At 69.9% G+C, this 18,116-nt stretch carries 22 protein-coding genes; 14 read left to right on the top strand and 8 right to left on the bottom strand.

Going from position 1 to position 18,116, the window contains the following annotated elements; all coding sequences use genetic code 11:
• Positions 1 to 18 precede the first annotated feature (18 nt).
• On the top strand, positions 19 to 1,251 hold the full coding sequence (locus BM424_RS27640) for an FAD-dependent oxidoreductase (RefSeq protein WP_093424093.1): 1,233 nt from the start codon (positions 19 to 21) through the stop codon (positions 1,249 to 1,251).
• Entirely contained in the window at positions 1,251 to 2,267 is a 1,017-nt protein-coding gene (locus tag BM424_RS27635) for an amidohydrolase family protein (RefSeq protein ID WP_093424090.1), read from the top strand. Before BM424_RS27640 ends, BM424_RS27635 begins: the two co-directional genes overlap by 1 nt.
• On the opposite strand, the gene BM424_RS27630 is transcribed toward BM424_RS27635, so the two are convergent.
• The gene (locus BM424_RS27630) at positions 2,254 to 2,514 is read right to left on the bottom strand and encodes a DUF3040 domain-containing protein (protein ID WP_175548292.1); all 261 of its coding nucleotides are present in this window, start codon (positions 2,512 to 2,514) and stop codon (positions 2,254 to 2,256) included. The two genes, BM424_RS27635 and BM424_RS27630, sit on opposite strands and share 14 nt — an antisense overlap.
• 139 nt (positions 2,515 to 2,653) lie before the next feature.
• Between BM424_RS27630 and BM424_RS27625 the strand changes: the two genes are divergently transcribed.
• A complete protein-coding gene (locus BM424_RS27625; RefSeq protein ID WP_093424084.1) occupies positions 2,654 to 2,935 on the top strand; it encodes a 4a-hydroxytetrahydrobiopterin dehydratase in 282 nt (93 codons plus the stop codon).
• On the opposite strand, the gene BM424_RS27620 is transcribed toward BM424_RS27625, so the two are convergent.
• Entirely contained in the window at positions 2,932 to 3,327 is a 396-nt protein-coding gene (locus tag BM424_RS27620) for an ArsI/CadI family heavy metal resistance metalloenzyme (RefSeq protein WP_093424081.1), read from the bottom strand. The genes BM424_RS27625 and BM424_RS27620 overlap by 4 nt on opposite strands.
• 75 nt (positions 3,328 to 3,402) lie before the next feature.
• Here BM424_RS27620 and BM424_RS27615 point away from each other — a divergent pair, with 75 nt between their 5' ends.
• The 4 genes from BM424_RS27615 (at position 3,403) to BM424_RS27600 (ending at position 6,145) form a co-directional block, all read left to right on the top strand.
• Positions 3,403 to 3,753, top strand: a complete 351-nt coding sequence (locus tag BM424_RS27615) for an ArsR/SmtB family transcription factor (protein WP_093424078.1) — start codon at positions 3,403 to 3,405, stop codon at positions 3,751 to 3,753.
• Complete coding sequence (gene arsB / locus BM424_RS27610) at positions 3,750 to 4,805, top strand: ACR3 family arsenite efflux transporter (protein WP_093424075.1); 1,056 nt, start codon at positions 3,750 to 3,752, stop codon at positions 4,803 to 4,805. Before BM424_RS27615 ends, arsB begins: the two co-directional genes overlap by 4 nt.
• A gap of 9 nt (positions 4,806 to 4,814) precedes the next feature.
• Positions 4,815 to 5,207, top strand: a complete 393-nt coding sequence (locus BM424_RS27605; protein WP_093424072.1) for an arsenate reductase ArsC — start codon at positions 4,815 to 4,817, stop codon at positions 5,205 to 5,207.
• An 83-nt stretch (positions 5,208 to 5,290) separates the two neighbouring features.
• On the top strand, positions 5,291 to 6,145 hold the full coding sequence (locus BM424_RS27600) for a S1 family peptidase (RefSeq protein WP_093424069.1): 855 nt from the start codon (positions 5,291 to 5,293) through the stop codon (positions 6,143 to 6,145).
• Here the strand turns inward: BM424_RS27600 and BM424_RS27595 are convergent.
• Positions 6,138 to 7,211 (bottom strand): NAD(P)-binding domain-containing protein, encoded by a 1,074-nt coding sequence (locus BM424_RS27595; RefSeq protein ID WP_093424066.1) that lies wholly within the window; start codon positions 7,209 to 7,211, stop codon positions 6,138 to 6,140. The two genes, BM424_RS27600 and BM424_RS27595, sit on opposite strands and share 8 nt — an antisense overlap.
• A 142-nt stretch (positions 7,212 to 7,353) precedes the next feature.
• On the opposite strand from BM424_RS27595, the gene BM424_RS27590 reads away from it, so the two are divergent.
• Positions 7,354 to 8,025, top strand: a complete 672-nt coding sequence (locus BM424_RS27590) for a TVP38/TMEM64 family protein (protein ID WP_093424064.1) — start codon at positions 7,354 to 7,356, stop codon at positions 8,023 to 8,025.
• Here BM424_RS27590 and BM424_RS28620 read toward each other — a convergent pair.
• On the bottom strand, positions 7,959 to 8,432 hold the full coding sequence (locus BM424_RS28620) for a hypothetical protein (RefSeq protein WP_139274187.1): 474 nt from the start codon (positions 8,430 to 8,432) through the stop codon (positions 7,959 to 7,961). The genes BM424_RS27590 and BM424_RS28620 overlap by 67 nt on opposite strands.
• Before the next feature lie 504 nt (positions 8,433 to 8,936).
• On the opposite strand from BM424_RS28620, the gene BM424_RS27585 reads away from it, so the two are divergent.
• The 4 genes from BM424_RS27585 to BM424_RS27570 all read left to right on the top strand — a co-directional run bounded on the left by BM424_RS27585 (position 8,937) and on the right by BM424_RS27570 (position 12,382).
• The gene (locus tag BM424_RS27585) at positions 8,937 to 9,794 is read left to right on the top strand and encodes a helix-turn-helix domain-containing protein (RefSeq protein ID WP_093424061.1); all 858 of its coding nucleotides are present in this window, start codon (positions 8,937 to 8,939) and stop codon (positions 9,792 to 9,794) included.
• 20 nt (positions 9,795 to 9,814) lie between these two features.
• On the top strand, positions 9,815 to 10,021 hold the full coding sequence (locus BM424_RS27580) for a DUF397 domain-containing protein (protein ID WP_093424058.1): 207 nt from the start codon (positions 9,815 to 9,817) through the stop codon (positions 10,019 to 10,021).
• Positions 10,022 to 10,382: 361 nt separating this feature from the next.
• Positions 10,383 to 12,044 carry a class I adenylate-forming enzyme family protein gene (locus BM424_RS27575; protein WP_093424055.1) on the top strand — a complete coding sequence of 554 codons (1,662 nt, stop codon included), beginning with the start codon at positions 10,383 to 10,385 and terminating at the stop codon, positions 12,042 to 12,044.
• A 50-nt stretch (positions 12,045 to 12,094) separates the two neighbouring features.
• Positions 12,095 to 12,382 (top strand): putative quinol monooxygenase, encoded by a 288-nt coding sequence (locus BM424_RS27570; protein ID WP_093424052.1) that lies wholly within the window; start codon positions 12,095 to 12,097, stop codon positions 12,380 to 12,382.
• Positions 12,383 to 12,765: 383 nt separating this feature from the next.
• Here BM424_RS27570 and catC read toward each other — a convergent pair whose 3' ends face one another.
• The 4 genes from catC to BM424_RS27550 are packed head-to-tail and all read right to left on the bottom strand — an operon-like array spanning position 12,766 to position 15,945.
• Positions 12,766 to 13,047 (bottom strand): muconolactone Delta-isomerase, encoded by a 282-nt coding sequence (gene catC / locus BM424_RS27565; protein ID WP_093424049.1) that lies wholly within the window; start codon positions 13,045 to 13,047, stop codon positions 12,766 to 12,768.
• Positions 13,048 to 13,060: 13 nt separating this feature from the next.
• The gene (catA, locus tag BM424_RS27560; protein WP_093424047.1) at positions 13,061 to 13,906 is read right to left on the bottom strand and encodes a catechol 1,2-dioxygenase; all 846 of its coding nucleotides are present in this window, start codon (positions 13,904 to 13,906) and stop codon (positions 13,061 to 13,063) included.
• 30 nt (positions 13,907 to 13,936) lie between these two features.
• Positions 13,937 to 15,040, bottom strand: coding sequence for a mandelate racemase/muconate lactonizing enzyme family protein (locus BM424_RS27555; RefSeq protein WP_093424045.1), 1,104 nt, complete (start codon positions 15,038 to 15,040; stop codon positions 13,937 to 13,939).
• Positions 15,037 to 15,945 carry a LysR substrate-binding domain-containing protein gene (locus BM424_RS27550; protein WP_093424043.1) on the bottom strand — a complete coding sequence of 303 codons (909 nt, stop codon included), beginning with the start codon at positions 15,943 to 15,945 and terminating at the stop codon, positions 15,037 to 15,039. The genes BM424_RS27555 and BM424_RS27550 overlap by 4 nt, the downstream gene beginning before the upstream one ends.
• A gap of 235 nt (positions 15,946 to 16,180) precedes the next feature.
• Here BM424_RS27550 and benA point away from each other — a divergent pair, with 235 nt between their 5' ends.
• Both benA and benB read left to right on the top strand, forming a co-directional pair.
• Positions 16,181 to 17,539, top strand: coding sequence for a benzoate 1,2-dioxygenase large subunit (gene benA / locus BM424_RS27545; protein ID WP_093424041.1), 1,359 nt, complete (start codon positions 16,181 to 16,183; stop codon positions 17,537 to 17,539).
• A 41-nt stretch (positions 17,540 to 17,580) separates the two neighbouring features.
• Positions 17,581 to 18,111, top strand: coding sequence for a benzoate 1,2-dioxygenase small subunit (gene benB, locus BM424_RS27540; RefSeq protein WP_093424039.1), 531 nt, complete (start codon positions 17,581 to 17,583; stop codon positions 18,109 to 18,111).
• Positions 18,112 to 18,116 lie beyond the last annotated feature (5 nt).

The raw sequence follows: 18,116 nt of genomic DNA, 5'->3' as shown, positions 1-18,116 counted from the left end.
TCGACGAGGAGCGAACAGATGGCGAACACGAAACCGGGGCGGGTGGCCGTCATCGGCGGTGGTCCGGCGGGAATGGCTGCGGCGTTGTCGCTGCACCAGGCCGGGCACGAGGTCCGGATCCTGGAGCGCTACCCGCGGGCGCGACCGGCGGGCAACATCCTCAACCTCTGGCCTCCGCCGATCAAAGCCCTGCGTCTGCTGGGGGTGGACACCGACGACCTGGGCGCGCCGTGCCGCTCCGAGTTCCGCCGCTCCGACGGGCGCCGCCGGGCTGTGGTCGAGCTGCCGGAGCAGGTGGTGCGCGACTACGGCGGCGGGTTCATCGGACTGCTGCGCCCCGAGCTCTACGAACGGCTGCTCGCCGCGCTGCCACCGGGGATCCTGGAGATCAACCGGCAGGTCGACCGGATCGAGCAGGACGACAGCGGAGTGCGGCTCGCACTCTCCGATGGGGAGGAGGTCGAGTCGGACGTGCTGGTCGGCGCCGACGGGCTGCACTCGCTCGTGCGGCGCCACCTCTGGGGCGAGGAACCGATCCGGCACCACGACCTGCACGTGATCGGTGGTTTCACCTTCGAAGCTCAGCCGGCCGCCGAGCCGGGCGCGGCGATCATCTCCCACGATCGCACCGTGCAGGCCAGCTGGACCTCGATCCGCAACGAGGGCCGCGACGGCTACCAGTGGTGGACGCTGTCGGCCCACCCGGGCGGCACCGAGTTCACCGAAGACCCGCACGGCGCCGCGACCCGGATGGCGGCCGGGTTCGCCGCACCCCTGCCGCAGCTCGTCGCCGCCACGCCGCCGGAGAACGTGCAGCGCTGGGAGCTGCGCGACCGCAAGCCCCTCCGGCAGTGGTCGAAGGGGCGCGCGACGTTGGTCGGGGATGCCGCCCACCCGACCTCGCCGTACGCCGCCTACGGCGCGGGCATGGCCATCGAGGACGGCTACTTCCTCGGTCGTGGGCTCGCCGGCGTGGACCTGAGCGATCCCGCGGCCGTGCGGCGCGCGCTCGAGGCGTTCGAGGCGCCGCGCAAACCCCACACCGCCCGTCAGGTGCAGCAGGCCTGGGTCCTGGGGCGGGTGTTCCACCACGTCCCCGCACCGCTGCGGCTCGCCCGCGACCTCGTGCTCGATCGGACTCCGCTGCTGCGCAAGGTCGTGGGGGAGTCCTCGCCGGGAGAGATCGTGAAGCAGATCGCCGAGATCGACCGCGCCGAGGCCCGGTTCGCCCGGGCGATGGAGGAGAGCTGATGCCCGAAACCGTTCCGGCCGTGGATGTTCACGCTCATGTCGGGGTTCCCGCCGTGGACGCGCTGATCGCCGAGGAGCCGGGGTTGGCCCGGCAGCGGGAGATCGACGGCGTGTCGCTGGGGCCGGAGTCGGCGGCCTACAACGTCGAGCAGATCCGGTCGCTGGCGGTGAAGCTGACCGATGTGGACGCCCGGCTCGCGGCGATGGACCGTGCGGGGGTCGACGTCCAGGCGGTCAGCCCGGTTCCGCTGCCGCACAGCTGGGCGTCGCGGGAGCTCGCCGACCGCATCACCGCGCTGGCCAACGACGCGGTCGGCGAGCTGGTCGCGGCCCGGCCGGACCGGTTCGTCGGCATCGGCGCGGTCTCGCTGCAGCACCCCGACCTGGCGGTGAAGCAGCTGCGCGACGCCGTGCGGGAGCGGGGGATGCGGGGCGTGCAGATCTCCACCGCCGCCGCGCCCGGCATCGAGCTCGACGACCCGTCGTTGGCGGAGTTCTGGGCCGCCGCCGAGGAACTGGACGCCGCGATCCTCATCCACCCGTGGGGCTGCACCCTGGGCGAGCGGCTCAACGCGTACTACCTGTTCAACACCGTCGGCAACCCGGTGGAAACGGCCCTGGCGCTGTCCCGGATCGCCTTCTCCGGACTGCTCGAACGACACCCCCGGCTCAAGATCTGGTCCGCGCACGGCGGCGGCTACCTCGGCAGCTACCTCACCCGCGCCGACCACGCGTGGTCGATGCGCGCCGACGCCCGCACCACCGAGGCCCCGCCCAGCGAACTGCTGCGGCGCACCTACGTCGACTCCCTGGTCTACACCGCCGACCAGCTCCGCCACCTCGTCACCACGATGGGCCCCACCCAGATCACCTTGGGCAGCGACTACCCGTTCGACATGGGCGTCGAGGACCCGGTCGACCGGCTCCGGGCGGCGGGTCTCGACCCCGCCACCGTCGAGGCGATCCGGGGCGGCAACGCGATCCGCCTGCTGGGGGAGGTGCCTACGGGCTCCTGAAGGTCCAGTCCCGGGTCAGCAGCAGCGCTGCCGCGAGCAGGGCGGTGGTGAAGAACGCCGCGCCCTCGCCGAGCGCCAGGCACAGCAGGGACAGGGCCGCCACGGCGAGCGCGAAGGCCCGGCGGCGGGTCAGCCACGCGCGGAAGGGGATGCGGGTGCTGGTCATCCTGTCCGCCAGCGCGGGGTCGTCGCCGGCCAGCTGCCGTTCCATCTCGCCGAGGATGCGGAGCTCGTGTCGTCGCAGCATGGTGCCCTCCCGGGAGTCGACTCGCGCGGTCACCATCGCGCGGCCCGTCCGGGGCCGGTAGGGGCGATGGACCCTGATCCGCGGCTACCCCGGACGTAGACTCGGGCACACCTGCGTCCCCGTTGCAGAAGGAGTCGAGATGCTCAGCGACGACGAGGTGGCTCGCGCGCTGGAGGACGTGCCCGGGTGGGCAGGCGGCGGTCGCTCGATCAGCCGGACGTGGACGCTGAAGGGCTTCAACGGCGCGATGCAGCTGGCCAACGTGGTGGCCTTCGTCGCCAACCGCGCCAACCACCACCCCGACATCAGCATCCACGACTACAAGCAGGTCACCGTCACCTCCACCACCCACGACGGGAACGGCACGACCGAGCACGACATCGCCCTGGCCCGCCGCCTCAACGAGGTGCTCGACGCCTAGGCGCAGCAGGTCTCGTCGAAGGTCTCCGAGTCGGCCTTGACGACGTAGACCTCCCACGGTTCGCGGCCGGGGCCGTGCACCCAGACCTTGTCCTGCCGGGCGTAGCAGCAGGTGGTGTCGGCCTCGACGTCGGTGAACAGCCCGAGCGCGTCGAGACGCGCGGTGGCCTCCTCGACCTGCTCGGTGCTCCCGACCTCCACGCCCAGGTGGTCCAGCGCGGTGTCCTGGCCGGGCTCGCCCTCCAGGAGCACCAGCTTGAGCGGGGGATCGGTGACGGCGAAGTTGGCGTAGCCGGGCTTGCGCTTGGCCGGTTCGGTGCCGAAGAGCTTCGAGTAGAAGGCGACCGAGCCCTCCAGGTCGCTGACGCGCAGCGCCAGTTGCACACGGGACATCGCTGCTCCTCTGATTCGATGACTGTCGAAACAACCACCTTGCTCCTCTGCTTCGATGGATGTCAAGATAGAAGCATGTCGAAACAGGCTGATGACCGGCTGTGCTGCTCGCCCGTGGTGCGGGAGCCGCTGGGCGCCGAGCAGGCCGTCTCGCTGGCCCGGGTGTTCAAGGCGATCGGTGAGCCGGTGCGGCTGCGGTTGCTGTCGCTGATCGCCTCGCACGAGGGCGGCGAGGCGTGCGTGTGCGACCTGACCGGCGCGTTCGAGCTGTCCGGGCCGACGATCTCGCACCACCTCAAGGTGCTGCGCGAGGCCGGGGTCATCGAGGGCGAACGGCGCGGGACGTGGATCTACTACCGCGTGAATCCCGAGACGCTGCGCCTGGTTTCGGACTCCCTCTCGCCCGCCTCGGCGGTGACCGCGTGACCGCGCCCGTCCGGGAAGCCCCCGCGCGCCTGTCCACACTGGACCGGCTGCTGCCGGTGTGGATCGGCGCGGCGATGGTCGTCGGCCTGCTGGCCGGGCGCTGGATCCCCGGCCTCGGGCCCGCGCTGGACGCGGTGCAGGTCGACGGCGTCTCGCTGCCGATCGCGCTGGGCCTGCTGGTGATGATGTACCCGGTGCTGGCCAAGGTCCGCTACGACCGTCTCGACACCGTCACCGGCGACACCCGGCTGATGATCTCCTCGCTGGTGCTGAACTGGGTGCTCGGACCCGCGCTGATGTTCGCCCTGGCCTGGGTGTTCCTGCCGGACCTGCCCGAGTACCGCACGGGCCTGATCATCGTCGGCCTGGCGCGCTGCATCGCGATGGTCGTCATCTGGAACGACCTGGCCTGCGGCGACCGCGAAGCCGCCGCCGTGCTGGTCGCGCTGAACTCGGTGTTCCAGGTGATCGCCTTCGCCGGGCTCGGCTGGTTCTACCTCTCGGTGCTGCCCGGGTGGCTGGGGCTGCCGGTGGCCGGGCTGGAGGTCTCGGCGTGGGAGATCGCCAAGAACGTGCTGATCTTCCTCGGCATCCCGCTGCTGGCCGGGTACCTGACCCGCCGCCTCGGCGAGCGCTCGCGCGGGCGCGACTGGTACGAGTCGCGGTTCCTGCCGCGCATCGGCCCGCTGGCGCTCTACGGCCTGCTGTTCACCATCGTGATCCTGTTCGCGCTGCAGGGCGACGCGATCACCTCGCAGCCGCTGGACGTCGCCCGGATCGCGCTGCCGCTGCTGGCCTACTTCGCGGTGATGTGGGCGGGATCGTTCGCGCTGGGCAAGGCCATCGGCCTGAACTACGAGCGCACCGCGACGGTGGCGTTCACCGCCGCGGGCAACAACTTCGAGCTGGCCATCGCGGTGGCCATCGCGACCTTCGGCGTCACCAGCGGCCAGGCCCTGGCCGGCGTCGTCGGCCCGCTGATCGAGGTCCCGGTCCTGGTCGCGCTCGTCTACGTCTCCCTCGCCGCCCGCCGCCGGTTCGCCACTCGGTAAGGAACTCCCATGCCCGAAGTCCTCTTCGTCTGCGTCCACAACGCAGGTCGCTCCCAGATGGCCGCGGCTCTGCTGCACCACCACGCCCGGGGCGAGGTCACCGTGCGCTCCGCGGGTTCCGCCCCGGCGGAGACCCTCAACCCCGCGGTGGTGGAGGTGATGGGCGAACTCGGCCTCGACCTCTCCCAGGAGTTCCCGAAGAAGCTCACCACCGATGCCGTCGAAGCCGCCGACGTGGTCATCACGATGGGCTGCGGCGACGCCTGCCCGGTCTACCCCGGCAAGCGCTACCTCGACTGGGAGCTCGCCGACCCCGCAGGCCAGGACACCGACGCGGTCCGCGCCATCCGCGACGACATCGACCACCGCGTCCGGAACCTCCTCACCGAACTCGTGCCCTGATCGGGGCCCGAGTCGGGGTGGTCCGGGTCGAGGACGGGGTTCTTCCGGATGTCGGCGTGCCGGGTGGTTGCGATCTTCGGTGCATGGCCAAGACTCTCGTGAAATTGCTGGGTGCGGTGGCGGCTGGAGCGGCGTTGGTGGGAGCCGTCGCGACTCCGGCTTCGGCGGTGATCGGTGGTGTTGCGGGCAGCACCGAACGCGATCCGTGGATGGTGTTCCTCGCGGATCCGCACGCCGCGCCGGACCTGCCGTCGCACTACTCCTGCGGTGGTGCGCTGGTCACGCCGACCAAGGTCGTGACGGCGGCGCACTGCGTGGACAGCGTGGTGCCCGGAACCCTCGACGTGGTGGGCGGCCGGACGGATCTGCGCTCCCGCGCCGGTGAAGTGCGCGACGTGGTGTCGATCTACGAGCACGAGAAGGTTACCCCGCCGCCGGGTCCGGGCGGTGAGCCGCGTCCCGGCGGCGACGTCGCGGTCCTGACGCTGGACCGGCCGATGCCCTACCGCACGCTCCCGCTGGCGACCCCGGAGGAAGCCGAGGTGCTCTACCGGCCGGGGACACCGGCCAGGGTGCTCGGATGGGGCATCAGCAGGGAGGAGCAGGCGCAGCTGCCACCGGCCCAGTCCGTCACGCCGGTCCTGCAGCAGGCTCAGCTCCCCCTGATGTCCGACGAGGACTGCCTGGACACGGCGTTGCACGGGTCGCCGTGGCCCGTGCGGTTCGACCCGGCACACTACGTGTGCGCGGGGTACGAGCAGGGCGGGGTGACCAGTTCCGGCGGCGACAGCGGAGGTCCGCTCGTGGTCGACGGCAAGCTCGCCGGTGTCACCTCGATGATGATCCCGCGCGGTGAGCGGCCCAGCCTCACCCGGGCCGTCACCGGCTACAGCCGGATCAGCACCTTCCACGACGAGATCGCCGAACACCTCAGGTGACGGCGGGTTCTCGGAGGTGGCGGGCCAGGGCGGTGACGGCTTCGCGGCCCGCTCGGTTGGCGCCGACCGTGGACTGGGACGGGCCGAAGCCGATGAGGTGGATGCGCGGGTCGGCGACGACCTGCGTGCCCCGGACCTGGATGCCGCCGAGCTCGTTGCGCAGCCCGAGCGGGTCCAGGTGGGTGAGCGCGGGCCGGAATCCCGTGGCCCAGAGGATCGCGTCGACGGGGGTGAAGGTGCCGTCGGCTTCGCGGACGCCTCTCGGTTCGATCCGGGTGAACATCGGCCGGCGCCGCAGCGCTCCGCGCCGGTGGGCCGCCAGCGCGTAGGAGGACCAGCCGAGGCCGGTGTAGGAGACGATGCTGCCGCTGGGGCGGCCTGCCTCCACGTCGGCGGCGACGTGGGCGACCACTTCGCGCCCGGCGTCGCTGTCGAACTCGCCGTCGCGGAACACGGGTTCGCGGCGGGTGTACCAGAACGTGGTGGCGACCCGGGAGATCTCCTCCAGCTGCTGGATCGCGGAGATGCCACCGCCGACGATCGCCACGCGCATCCCGGCGAAGTCCTCGGCGGAGACGTAGTCGCGGGTGTGCAGCTGGGTGCCGGTGAAGCTTTCCTGGCCGGGGTAGTGGGGGAGGACCGGGTTGGTCCAGGTGCCGGTCGCGTTGATGATCGCTCGGGTCCGCCACGGGCCGTCGTCGGTCTCCACGATCAGGTCGGGGTCGTCGTCGCGGACCGCGGTGACCCGCACCGGCCGCAGGATCGGCAGGTCGGTGGCGTCCTCGAAAGCGCCGAAGTAGCGCGGCACCGCGTCGCGGCTCGGCTCGTCCGGGTCGATCGGGGGTTTCGCGAAGCCGGGAAGGTCGAAGATCCCGTTCACGGTCGCCATCCGCAGCGACTCCCAGCGCTGCCGCCACGCCCCACCGGGCGCGGGCGAGGCGTCGAGCACGACGAAGCTGCGCTCGGACTGCTCCAGGGCGCTCGCGAAGCCCTTCCGCCGCAGGTGGTACGCCGCCGACAGGCCGGACTGCCCGCCGCCGATGACCACGACCGTCGCGAACCGCATTGAACCCTCCTCGCCTCGCGCACGCGGTTCAACACCCCGCGACGGCGTCGGCTTCCGCATCGGGCAGGGAAGTGTCGCAGCCCACCGGGGTAGCCTTCCCGCGGTGCTCCGCCCGCGAGCACGGGTGCTGAAGGGAAGGTCGATGACGGCCCGGTCGTGGCTCCTGCTCGCGCTGCTCGCCGCAGCGGTGGGCGTCGGGTTGTGGCTGGTCCCCGGGACGTCGTTGCTGCAGGTCGAGTCGTGGCGATCGGCACCGTGGCTGTTCCTGCTGTTCTTCGCCGTCGCCGCACTCGTGTTCGTGCCCCGACCCGCGCTGGCCGCCGTCGCCGGGACGCTGTTCAGCCCACCGATCGCGCTGCTCGTCGTGGTCGCCGGGACCGTGAGCGGAGCGGGACTCGCCTTCGGCATCGCACGCCTGCTCGGCCGCGACGCCCTCGCACCCCGCCTGCGCCGCGGACGCCTCGAAACCCTGGACTCCCTGTTCGCGCGCCGGGGTTTCACCGCGACGGTGCTCTGCCGCCTGCTCCCGGTCATCCCCTACGGAGTCATCAACTACGCCGCCGGAGTGACCCGGATCCGCCTGGCACCGTTCCTCGCGGGCACAGCAGTCGGCACCCTCCCCGCCAACCTCACCTACATCACCGCGGGAAACGCCCTCACCTCAGGCACCTGGACCCCGTTCCTCTGGCTCGCTCTTGCCGCCGCGGCCCTACTCGCCGCGACCTGGGGCGCTCGGCGGCTCGCCCGTCATCCGCTGCTTGGAAACGTTCGATCTGACGGGCTTTCCAGGGCGCATTCCGCGCAGGACTCGTAGTCGGCGGGTACCTCGCCTCGGACGAGGAAACCGATGACGCCGCAGGCGCAGATCACGGCATCGCGACCCTCGAAGCGCGTGGTGACGGGGTTCGCGGCGATCCGGTGTTGGACCCGTTCCCCGCGCAGGCCTATCGCGTAAGGGTTTCCGGCGGCGTTCGGCGGGGGAGCGGGCGGCAGACTCGCGGCGGTGGCGTCGCCGGGGAGCAGATCGGCGGGCATGGCGGCGAGGCAGAGTTCGCACCCCATGCCGGAGATCTCGCCGACCGGAACGAGCAGCGTTGCGGGCGCGGTGAACCCGCAGAGAGCGCGGCGTCGATCGCGATGGGCGCGCTGGTCGGTGGGGAAGACGTGGACGACCTGGTGGATCGGACCGAAAAGCTCGGGACGTGGTCGGGCGAGGATCATCGGCGCTCCTCGCGGGTTAGATCCGCGATGGGATATATGGCCTGCCTGCCCCGGCTGAGGGGAGGTGGTGCCGGAGCGGGCAGGTGCTCGTTCGCGCAGTTCGGTCGCGCTTCGGGGCATCGCGCCCAGACTTGGCGAGTCGTGCGCCGCGCACGGCGCATGAGCCACCACTGCCGAACGAGCGGAAGGTCGGAGATCACCGCAACCGAGGGCATGACCACGAGAAGCCCGAAGAGCACGTAGAAAGCGGTCACGTGTCACCTCACGTCCGGTGCTGTTGCGCTTCTCGTCATCGCTTCTCCCAGGGGTGGGGCTGTGCGTAGCCAGATGATCACGGCGAGTAGCGTTCGGTTCCTGCTGCAGCATTCCTGCGCCGGAAGCATTGCAGATAGGATCCTAAAAATGCATTCCTAGGTTCAGGGATTGCCGGATCGGGTGATCGTTTGAGCTGCGGACCTGTGGCAGACACATCAGCGCGACTACGCATGAAGCCTGGAGGACTGGATGGCAACCCCCACGGTCAGGAGGCTCCAGCTCGGCAACGAGCTGCGCCACGCACGGCAGGCGGCAGGTTTGGAGCAGGCGGATGCCGCGAAAATCCTGGACTGCGCCGTGACGAAGATCAGCCGGCTGGAGCTGGGGCAGTCCGGGATCAACAAGGGCGACCTGGTCCTGCTGCTCAACGAGTACGGCGACACCGACGAGCACAAGCAGTGGATGATCGAACTCGCGCGTGCTCGCAGCGCCCGTGGTCGGTGGGGCGGCTATCGCTCGGTCTTCCCGGAGTGGTTCCGGATGTACGTCGACCTGGAGACCGACGCGAACGACATGCGTCAGGTTCAGACGGAGCTCATCCCCGGAATACTCCAGACGGAGGCCTATATCCGAGCGTTGGAGACGTCGTCGCCGCGAGCCAACGACAGTGACGTTGATTCGAGCGTTCGGGCTCGGCAAGAGCGTCAGGAGCTCTTGACCGGCGCGAATCCGCCGAACGCCGCCTTCATCATGTCCGAATCCTGTCTGCGCAGGCAGATTGGCGGACCGGCGATCATGAAGGACCAGATTCGCTACCTCGAAGAGCTGGCGTTGATGGATCACATCCACCTGCAGGTCATGCCCTTCGACGCGCAGACCCACGCGGGTGCGATCAGCTACGGGTTCACCATGCTGACGATCTCCTCGCCAGGTTCGACCCCGGACCTGGAATTTGTCTACGTCGAATCTTTTGATGACGCCCGCTACTTGGACGACAAGGGCTCAGTGGCCGATTACGTTAGCTTGTGGAACAGGTTGCAAGCCGCCGCGCTCGGTCCGAAGGAGTCGCTCGACCTGATGGGCGCGGTGGCGAAGCAGTACAGCTAGCGCAGAGAGGGGCGCCACCGATGCAGAGCCTGCCGGACTTCTCGGAGGCCCAGTGGTTCAAGAGCAGTCGTTCGCAGACGCAGAACGCGTGCGTGGAAGCCGCGCACGTTCCCGGATTCGCGGGCGTGCGTGACACCAAGGATCGCGAAGGTGGAACTTTAGTGTTCAACTCCCGCCAGTGGTCGGCGTTCCTCGACGACGTGAAGAGCGGCTTGGTCGACCGCTGAGTCAAAGGCAGTGCCTGCCTCCGGTCCAAGGACCGGAGGCAGGCACTTTCGTTTCGAGGGGCGAAAACTCCTGTCCGTGCTGGAGAACCTCGCCCTCGACGCCGATCCCGACGACGTCCTCGGGAACCTCTGATCGAGGGCTTCGCCGGGCGGTGGGTCCTGAAGGGGGACAGTTTTTGCCCGAACTGCCCACGGGCGAGAGCCCGGGCAGTTCGGGCAAAAACTGTCCCCCTCCGCAGCGAAGGCACCCTTCGCGCCCAGCGCCCTAGCTGACGGGCGGTGGTCGTGGGTCGTCTTGTGCTCGGGGTGTCGAGATGGCTGTATGGCCTGGTCGGGGAACCCGAGCCGTTGAGGAGGCGTTGTGAGCGCGTACGACGACAAGCCGTGGTTGGACCGCTACGCCGCAGGTCAGCCCGCTGAGATCGCGGTCGAGCACGACAACGCCGTGGACATGTTCGCCGCGGCCGTGGCGCGCGACCCGGACTCCGACATCATCCGGTACTTCGACGGGCGGATCACCCTGCGCGAGCTCGACGAGCTCAGCGACGCCTTCGCCGCCGGGCTCGCCGACGCGGGGTTCGCCGCAGGGGACCGGCTGGCGATCTACGCCCAGAACGTGCCGCAGTTCGTCATCGCCCAGCTCGGCACCTGGAAGGCCGGCGGGATCGCGGTGTCGGTCAACCCGATGAACCGCGAGCGCGAGCTGGAGCTCATCCTCCGGGACTCCGGAGCGAGCGTGCTGGTCTGCCTGGAGGACCTCTACCGCGACGTCGCGCGCAACGTCGTCGCCAACACCGACGTCCGCACCGTCATCACCACCTCGGAACTGGAGTACCAGACCCGCAACGACGAGCGCCTGTTCGCCCGGGTCACCCGGGACCCCGATTTCGAGGGAAACCGGGTCGACATGAGCGAGTTGATCGACCGGCACCGGGGGAGCGCCCCGCCGGAGGTGTCGCTCGGTCCGGACGACGTGGCGTTCCTGACCTACACCTCGGGCACGACCGGGCCGCCGAAGGGCGCGATGACCACGCACCGCAACGTGGTGTTCAACGCCCAGACCTACCGGGACTGGATCGGCATCGGGCCCGACGACGTGATCCTGGGCGTGGCGCCGCTGTTCCACATCACCGGACTCATCGGGCACGCGGCCCTGTCGCTGCTGGTCGGCGCGCCGCTGGTGCTGATGTACCGGCTGGACCCGGCCGTCACCCTGGAGACGGCACGCGCGGAGCAGGCGACGTTCACCGTCGGGTCGATCACGGTGTTCATCGCGCTGATGAACGCGCCCGGCGCGCAGAAGGACGACCTCGCCAGCCTCACCAAGGTGTACTCGGGCGGGGCGCCGATCCCGCCGAGCACCGTGCGGGCCTTCCAGGAGACCTTCGGGCACTACATCCACAACATCTACGGGCTGACCGAGACGACCTCGCCGTCGCACGGCGTTCCGCTCGGCGCCGACGCCCCGGTCGATCCGGCCTCGGGTGCGCTGTCGGTCGGTGTGCCGGTCTACAACACGGTGGTGCGCATCGTCGGCGAGGACGGTGCGGATCTGCCGCCGGGCGAGATCGGCGAGCTGGTGACCTCCGGCCCGCAGGTGGTGCCCGGGTACTGGAACAAGCCGGAGGAGACGGAGAAGGCCATGGGCGGCGGCCGGTTCCGCACCGGCGACGTCGGCTACATGGACTCCGACGGCTGGTTCTACCTCGTCGACCGCAAGAAGGACCAGATCAACGCCGGTGGCTACAAGATCTGGCCGCGCGAGGTCGAGGACGTGCTCTACGAGCACGAGGCCGTCCGCGAGGCCGCGGTCGTCGGCGTCCCCGACCCGTACCGGGGCGAGACGGTCAAGGCGTTCGTGAGCCTGCGGCCCGGAACCAGCGCCGAACCGGAGGAGCTGATCGCGTTCTGCAAGCGGCGCATGGCCGCCTACAAGTACCCGCGCCAGGTCGACGTCCTCGACGAGCTGCCCAAGACCGTGACGGGCAAGCTGCTGCGCCGCGAGCTGCGCGAACGCGAGTAGCGCGCTCCGGGCGGTTACCATCGGCGCAGCTCAACGACCTAGGAGGGAACGTGTCCTTCGCCGTCATCGCCCGCTACACCTGCGCCAGCCAGGACGTGGAGGAGGTCCGCGCCGGTCTGCTCGACGCCCGCGAGCAGAGCCTGAAGGAACCGGCGAACGAGGCCTACGTGGTGCACCAGGACGTCGACGACGAGTGCGTGTTCGTGCTCTACGAGCGCTACACCGACCGCGCCGGTTTCGACGCGCACACGGCCAGCGATCACTACGCCGAGCACATCGCCGGCCGGGTCCGCCCGAAGCTCCTGGACCGCACGGTGACCTTCGCCCACGTCCTCTGAGGCGGCGGAAGCGGAATCGCCCGGGATCTCACGAGATCCCGGGCGATTTCCTTTTCACCGTTGAGGGGTTTCCCGCTCGACTGGTCACGATTCCCCTCGGGTGGGGGAAGTTTTCATGAAAACTTCCCCCACCCCACGAACAGAAGGTTTCATGAAAACTTCCCCACCACCAACCCCCTCGGAAGCCAAAAGTCCTGGTGAGAACACGAATTCGTGAACCCGTCCCGGGGTCTTCCAGGGGGCCGTTCGGTGGTGGGGGAGGGAAGTTTTCATGAAAACTTCGTCTACCTAGTGGGAGGGAGGTTTTCATGAAAACTTCCCTCCCACTGATGTGCGCCGGGGGACGCCGGGTGTCTGATGTGGACGTCCGGCGTCCGCGGGTCTTACTGGTCGATCTTGTTCGGGTGTACCGCGAGGGGTGTGACCTCGATGTCCATGTAGGGGAACAGCGGCAGGCCGGAGAGCAGGGCGTGCAGTTCGTCGTGGTCGGCGACGTCGACTACGGAGACGTTCGCGAACTCCCCGGCGACCCGCCACAGGTGCGGCCAGTGGCCGTCGCGCTGGGCCTGCTGGCTGTAGGCGCGTTCGCGGGCCAGCAGGTCGGCGCGCTCCTCCGGATCCATGTCGGCAGGCAGGTTCACGTCCATCCGGATGTGGTAGAGCACGGTGCCTCCCGGATCAGGCGGGGTCGAGGACGAAGCTGTAGTCGATGGCCTCGCCGCCGGAGACCGGCTTGGGGTCGAGCATGAGCTCCGGCTTGACCGCCGAGGCGATGTCGTCGTCGTTGTGCTCGTCGCCGGGGAAGTACAGCTGCGCGGTCAGCAGCTCGTGGCCCGGGGCCGAGACCTTGACGTGCAGGTGCGCCGGGCGCCACGCGTGCCACCCGGCCGCGGCGATGAGCTTGCCGCAGGCCCCGTCGGTGGGGATCTGGTACGGCGCGGGCCGCACCGTGCGGATCTCGAAGTTGCCCTCGGCGTCGGTGGTGAACGAGCCGCGCAGGTTCCACTCCGGCAGGTTCGGCGCGAACTGCGAGTAGAAGCCGTCGGCGTCGGCGTGCCACAGCTCCACCTTCGCCCCGGCCAGCGCGGAACCGTCGGTGGAGGTGACCTTCCCGTTCCAGGTCAGCGGCGTGCCGGGCTCGTTCTCGCGCATCGGGACCGCGCCGTTGGAGCCCTGCTCGGGGGCGTCGGGCACGTAGTACGGGCCCTCGATGGTGCCCTTGTTGCCCTCGCGGTGTTCGGTGGCGACCTCCTCGACGACGTGCTCGACCCACACGTCGAGGAACAGCGGCCACTCGCCGTCCTCGCCCACGCTGATCAGCCACGCCTTGAGCGCGTTGTACTCGTCGTAGGTGACCTTGTGCTTGCGGATGGTGCTGTGGACGGCCTCCAGCACCTCGCGGGCCAGCGCGCTGACCCGCTCCGGCGGCGTGTTCTCCACCCCGAGGAGCTTGTCGCTCTTGAACCGCTCGGTGGCGCTCGCGCCGGAAGCCGCGGCGGTGGCCTCGTCGTGTGCCGTGGTCATGGGAATCCTCCTTGATTCGCGGTGGGTGGGTCAGCGGTCCTGGCGGTAGTGCCGGAGCTTGTCGGGATCGAGTTCGGCGCCCAGCCCGGCGCCGGGGCGGACGGCGAGTTCACCGTCGCTGATCGTCAGCGGTTCGGCCAGCAGGTCGTCGCTCATGTCCAGGAAGTTCGACAGCTCCCCGGCCCGGCGGGAGGTCAGCGCGTGCGCGGCGCCGAAGGCCACGGTGCACAGCGACCCGATCTGGCCGTCGATCTGGTTGCCCATCACCACTTCCAGGCCGAGGCCCTCGGCGAGGTGGTGGGTGCGCTGGGAGCGGGTGAACCCGGTGCGCGCGGTCTTGATGCTCACCGCGGTGGCCGAGCCGCCCAGGACCTCGCGGGTGACGTCGGCCGGGGTGACGGCGGATTCGTCGGCGATGAACGGCACGTCGAGCTGCTGCACCAGCCAGCGCCGCCCCAGCACGTCGTCGGCCGGGCACAGCTCCTCGGCGAAGAGCAGGTCGAGGTCGGCCATCTCCTTCATGGCGCGCGCCGACTCGGCGGCCGTCCAGCCCCGGTTGCCGTCGACGTAGAGCTCGACGGCGTCGCCGAGCCCCTCGCGCAGGGCGCGCACCACGGCGGTGTCCAGCGAGACCGGGCTGCGCCCGACCTTGACCTTGAACGTGGTGATCCCGTAGCTGTCGCGCATCTTCTCGGCCTCGGCGACCATCGCGGCCGGCTCGTCGAAGCCGAGCATGTGCGAGACCCGCATCCGGTCGGTGAAACCGCCCAGCAGCTCGGTCACCGAGACGTCGAGGCTGCGCCCGAGCGCGTCCCACATGGCCATGTCGACGGCCGACTTCGCCGTCGGGTTGCCGACCGTGCGCGACATGCGGGCGTGGGCGACCTCGCGCTCCAGCAGGCTCAGCCCGGTCACCTGCGGGCCGAAGATCGAGTCGATGGCGGTGATGATCCCGGCCTGGGTCTCGCCGTAGGTGAACGGCCGCGGCGGCGCTTCGGCGACGCCGACGACCCCGTCGTCGGTGTGCACCCGCACCAGCACGTGCTCGGCGGCGTGGACCTCGCCGGAGGCGAAGCGCAGCGGCTTGCGGTAGGGGATGGCGAACGGGATCGCCTCCACCCGGGTGATCTTCATCGGCCGGCCTCCGCGGCGGTTCGTGCGGACGGGAAGACGTCCTCCAGCTCGGCGAGGACGGTGTTGACCAGAGGTGAGTCGGTGTCGCGGTGCCAGGCCACCGCCAGCTCCACCGACGCCGACCCGGACAGGTCGCGGAACACGACGCCGGCCAGCGGCAGCGCCCGCGCCGAGGCGGGCACCACCCCGACGCCCAGGCCGCCGGCGACCAGCGCCAGCAGCGCGGCGGTGCCCGGAGCCTGGTGCTGCTGGACCGGGGTGAACCCGGCGTCGCGGCAGCTGCGCAGCACCGCGTCGTGCACCACCGAGTGCCGTCCGTCGTAGGTCACCAGCGGTTCGGCGCGCAGGTCGGCGGTGGAGACCACGGGTTCGACGGCCAGCCGGTGATCGGCCGGAACCGCCAGGATCAGCGGCTCGACCTCGATGACCCGGTAGTCGATGTCGTCGGCGGTCACCGGCGGGCGCAGCACCCCGATGCCCAGCGAGCCGTCGCGCAGCTGCGCGCACTGGTCGGCGGTGAGCAGCTCGGCCCGCACCTCCAGCTCGACCTGCGGCAACCGCTGGGCCAGGGCCCGGGCCAGGTGCGGCAGGTGGGAGAACGCGGCGGTGCCGGTGAAGCCCACGCGCACCAGCCCGGACCGGCCCTCGCCGAGGCGGCGCACCCCGCGCACCCCCTCCTCGACGGCGGCCAGCACCCGCTGGGCCTCGCCCAGGAAGAACTCGCCGGCCGGGGTCACCCGCACCTGCCTGGTGGTGCGCTCCAGCAGCGCCACCCCGAGCTCGTCCTCCAGCTGCCGCACGGTGTGCGACAGCGCGGGCTGGGCGATGTGCAGCTGCTCGGCGGCGCGGCCGAAGTGGCACGTCTCGGCGACGGTGGCGAAGTAGCGCAGGTGGCGGAGTTCCACGGTGAGCCTCCTCTCGTCCTCGTCGCCGATCGCTTTCACGGTAGGCAGCGCGCTGATCGAAGACAAAGACCTGGTTTCGCGTGATTGATACACGCCATCGATGAATCGCACCCTAGGTCAGGTCTAGGTCTTTGTCCGGTGTGACCGGCGCCACGGGCTGCCATCGTCCTTGGTCAACGCCACGGCGGCCCCTCGGTCGCCGCGATCAGAGTCGATCCGGGCAGTTGGAGGATCCATGACCGAGATGCTGAACCACGTCGCCGCGGTCGTCGCCGACGCCGTCGTCGAGGACCGCGAGGCCGGGGTCTACCGGGCCAACCGGCGGATCTTCACCGACGAGGAGATCTTCGAGCTCGAGATGAAGCACATCTTCGAGGGCAACTGGATCTACCTCGCCCACGAGAGCCAGCTGCCCAACCCCGGCGACTACTTCACCACCTACATCGGCCGCCAGCCGGTCGTGATCACCCGGGACAAGGACGGCGAGCTGCACTGCCTGATCAACGCCTGCGCGCACCGCGGCGCGATGATCTGCCGCCGCAAGGCCGACAACCGCAGCACGCTGACCTGCCCGTTCCACGGCTGGACGTTCCGCAACGACGGCAAGCTGCTCAAGGTCAAGGACCCCGACGGCGCCGGCTACCCGGAGACCTTCGACCGCGACGGCTCGCACGACATGACCAAGGTCGCCCGCTTCGAGTCCTACCGCGGGTTCCTGTTCGGCAGCCTCAACCCGGACGTGGTGCCGCTGGCCGAGCACCTGGGCGACACCACCACGGTCATCGACATGCTGGTCGACCAGTCCCCGGAGGGGCTGGAGGTGCTGCGCGGGGCCTCCACCTACACCTACGACGGCAACTGGAAGGTGCAGGCCGAGAACGGCGCCGACGGCTACCACGTGACCGCCACGCACTGGAACTACGCGGCCACCACGGCCCGTCGCGGCACCGGCGAGTCGAAGAACAGCACCAAGACCCTCGACGCCGGCAGCTGGGGCAAGTCCGGCGGCGGCTACTGGTCCTACCCCAACGGGCACCTGTGCCTGTGGACGTGGGCGGGCAACCCGCAGGACCGCCCGCTGTGGCCGCGCATGGACGAGCTCAAGCAGAAGTACGGCGAGGCCAAGGGCGAGTTCATGGTGCGCGGCTCCCGCAACCTGTGCCTGTACCCGAACGTCTACCTGATGGACCAGTTCTCCACGCAGATCCGGCACTTCCGGCCGATCGCGCCGGACAAGACCGAGGTCACCATCTACTGCATCGCCCCGAAGGGCGAGAGCGCCGAGGCGCGGGCGTGGCGGATCCGCCAGTACGAGGACTTCTTCAACGCCTCCGGCATGGCCACCCCGGACGACCTGGAGGAGTTCCGCTCCTGCCAGCTGACCTTCCGGGCCACCGCCGCCCCCTGGAACGACATGAGCCGCGGCGCCGAGCACTGGCTCACCGGGCCCGACGAGGTCGCCGAGGCGCTGGGCATGCACGGCGTGATCTCGGCCGGTCAGAAGAACGAGGACGAGGGCCTGTACCCGGTGCAGCACGGCTACTGGCAGCAGACCATGCGCGCCGCCATCGCCGCGGAACGCGCCGCCCAGTGACCCCGTGACCAGTGACCGCTTCGACCGCCAGGAGAGTCCCGATGACCGTCACCGCTGACGTCACCGCCCAGCAGAGCAGCAAGCAGATCACCCAGCAGGACATCGAGCAGTTCCTCTACCGGGAGGCCCGCTACCTCGACGACCGCGAGTTCGAGAAGTGGCTGGAGTGCTACGCCGACGACGTCGTCTACTGGATGCCCTCGTGGGGCGATGACGACCTGCTCACCGAGGACCCGCAGACCGACATCTCGCTGATCTACTACCCGAACAAGGGCGGGCTGGAGGACCGGGTGTTCCGGATCCGCACCGAGCGCTCCAGCGCCACGTCCATCCCCGAGCCGCGCACCAGCCACAACATCAGCAACGTGGAGCTCATCGAGCGGCGCGGCGACATCGTGGACGTGCGGTTCAACTGGCACACCATGTACTTCCGGTACAAGACCGTGGACCCCTACTACGGGACGTCGTTCTACACCATCGACTTCTCCGGGCCGGCGCCGCTGATCCGCCGCAAGACCGTGGTGCTCAAGAACGACTACATCCACCACGTCGTCGACGTCTACCACATCTGAGCGAG

This window comes from Saccharopolyspora flava, from assembly GCF_900116135.1.
GTDB lineage: Bacteria > Actinomycetota > Actinomycetes > Mycobacteriales > Pseudonocardiaceae > Saccharopolyspora > Saccharopolyspora flava.
The sequence above is the reverse complement of the archived record's forward strand: the minus strand, read 5'-3'. Positions and strand labels throughout refer to the sequence as shown.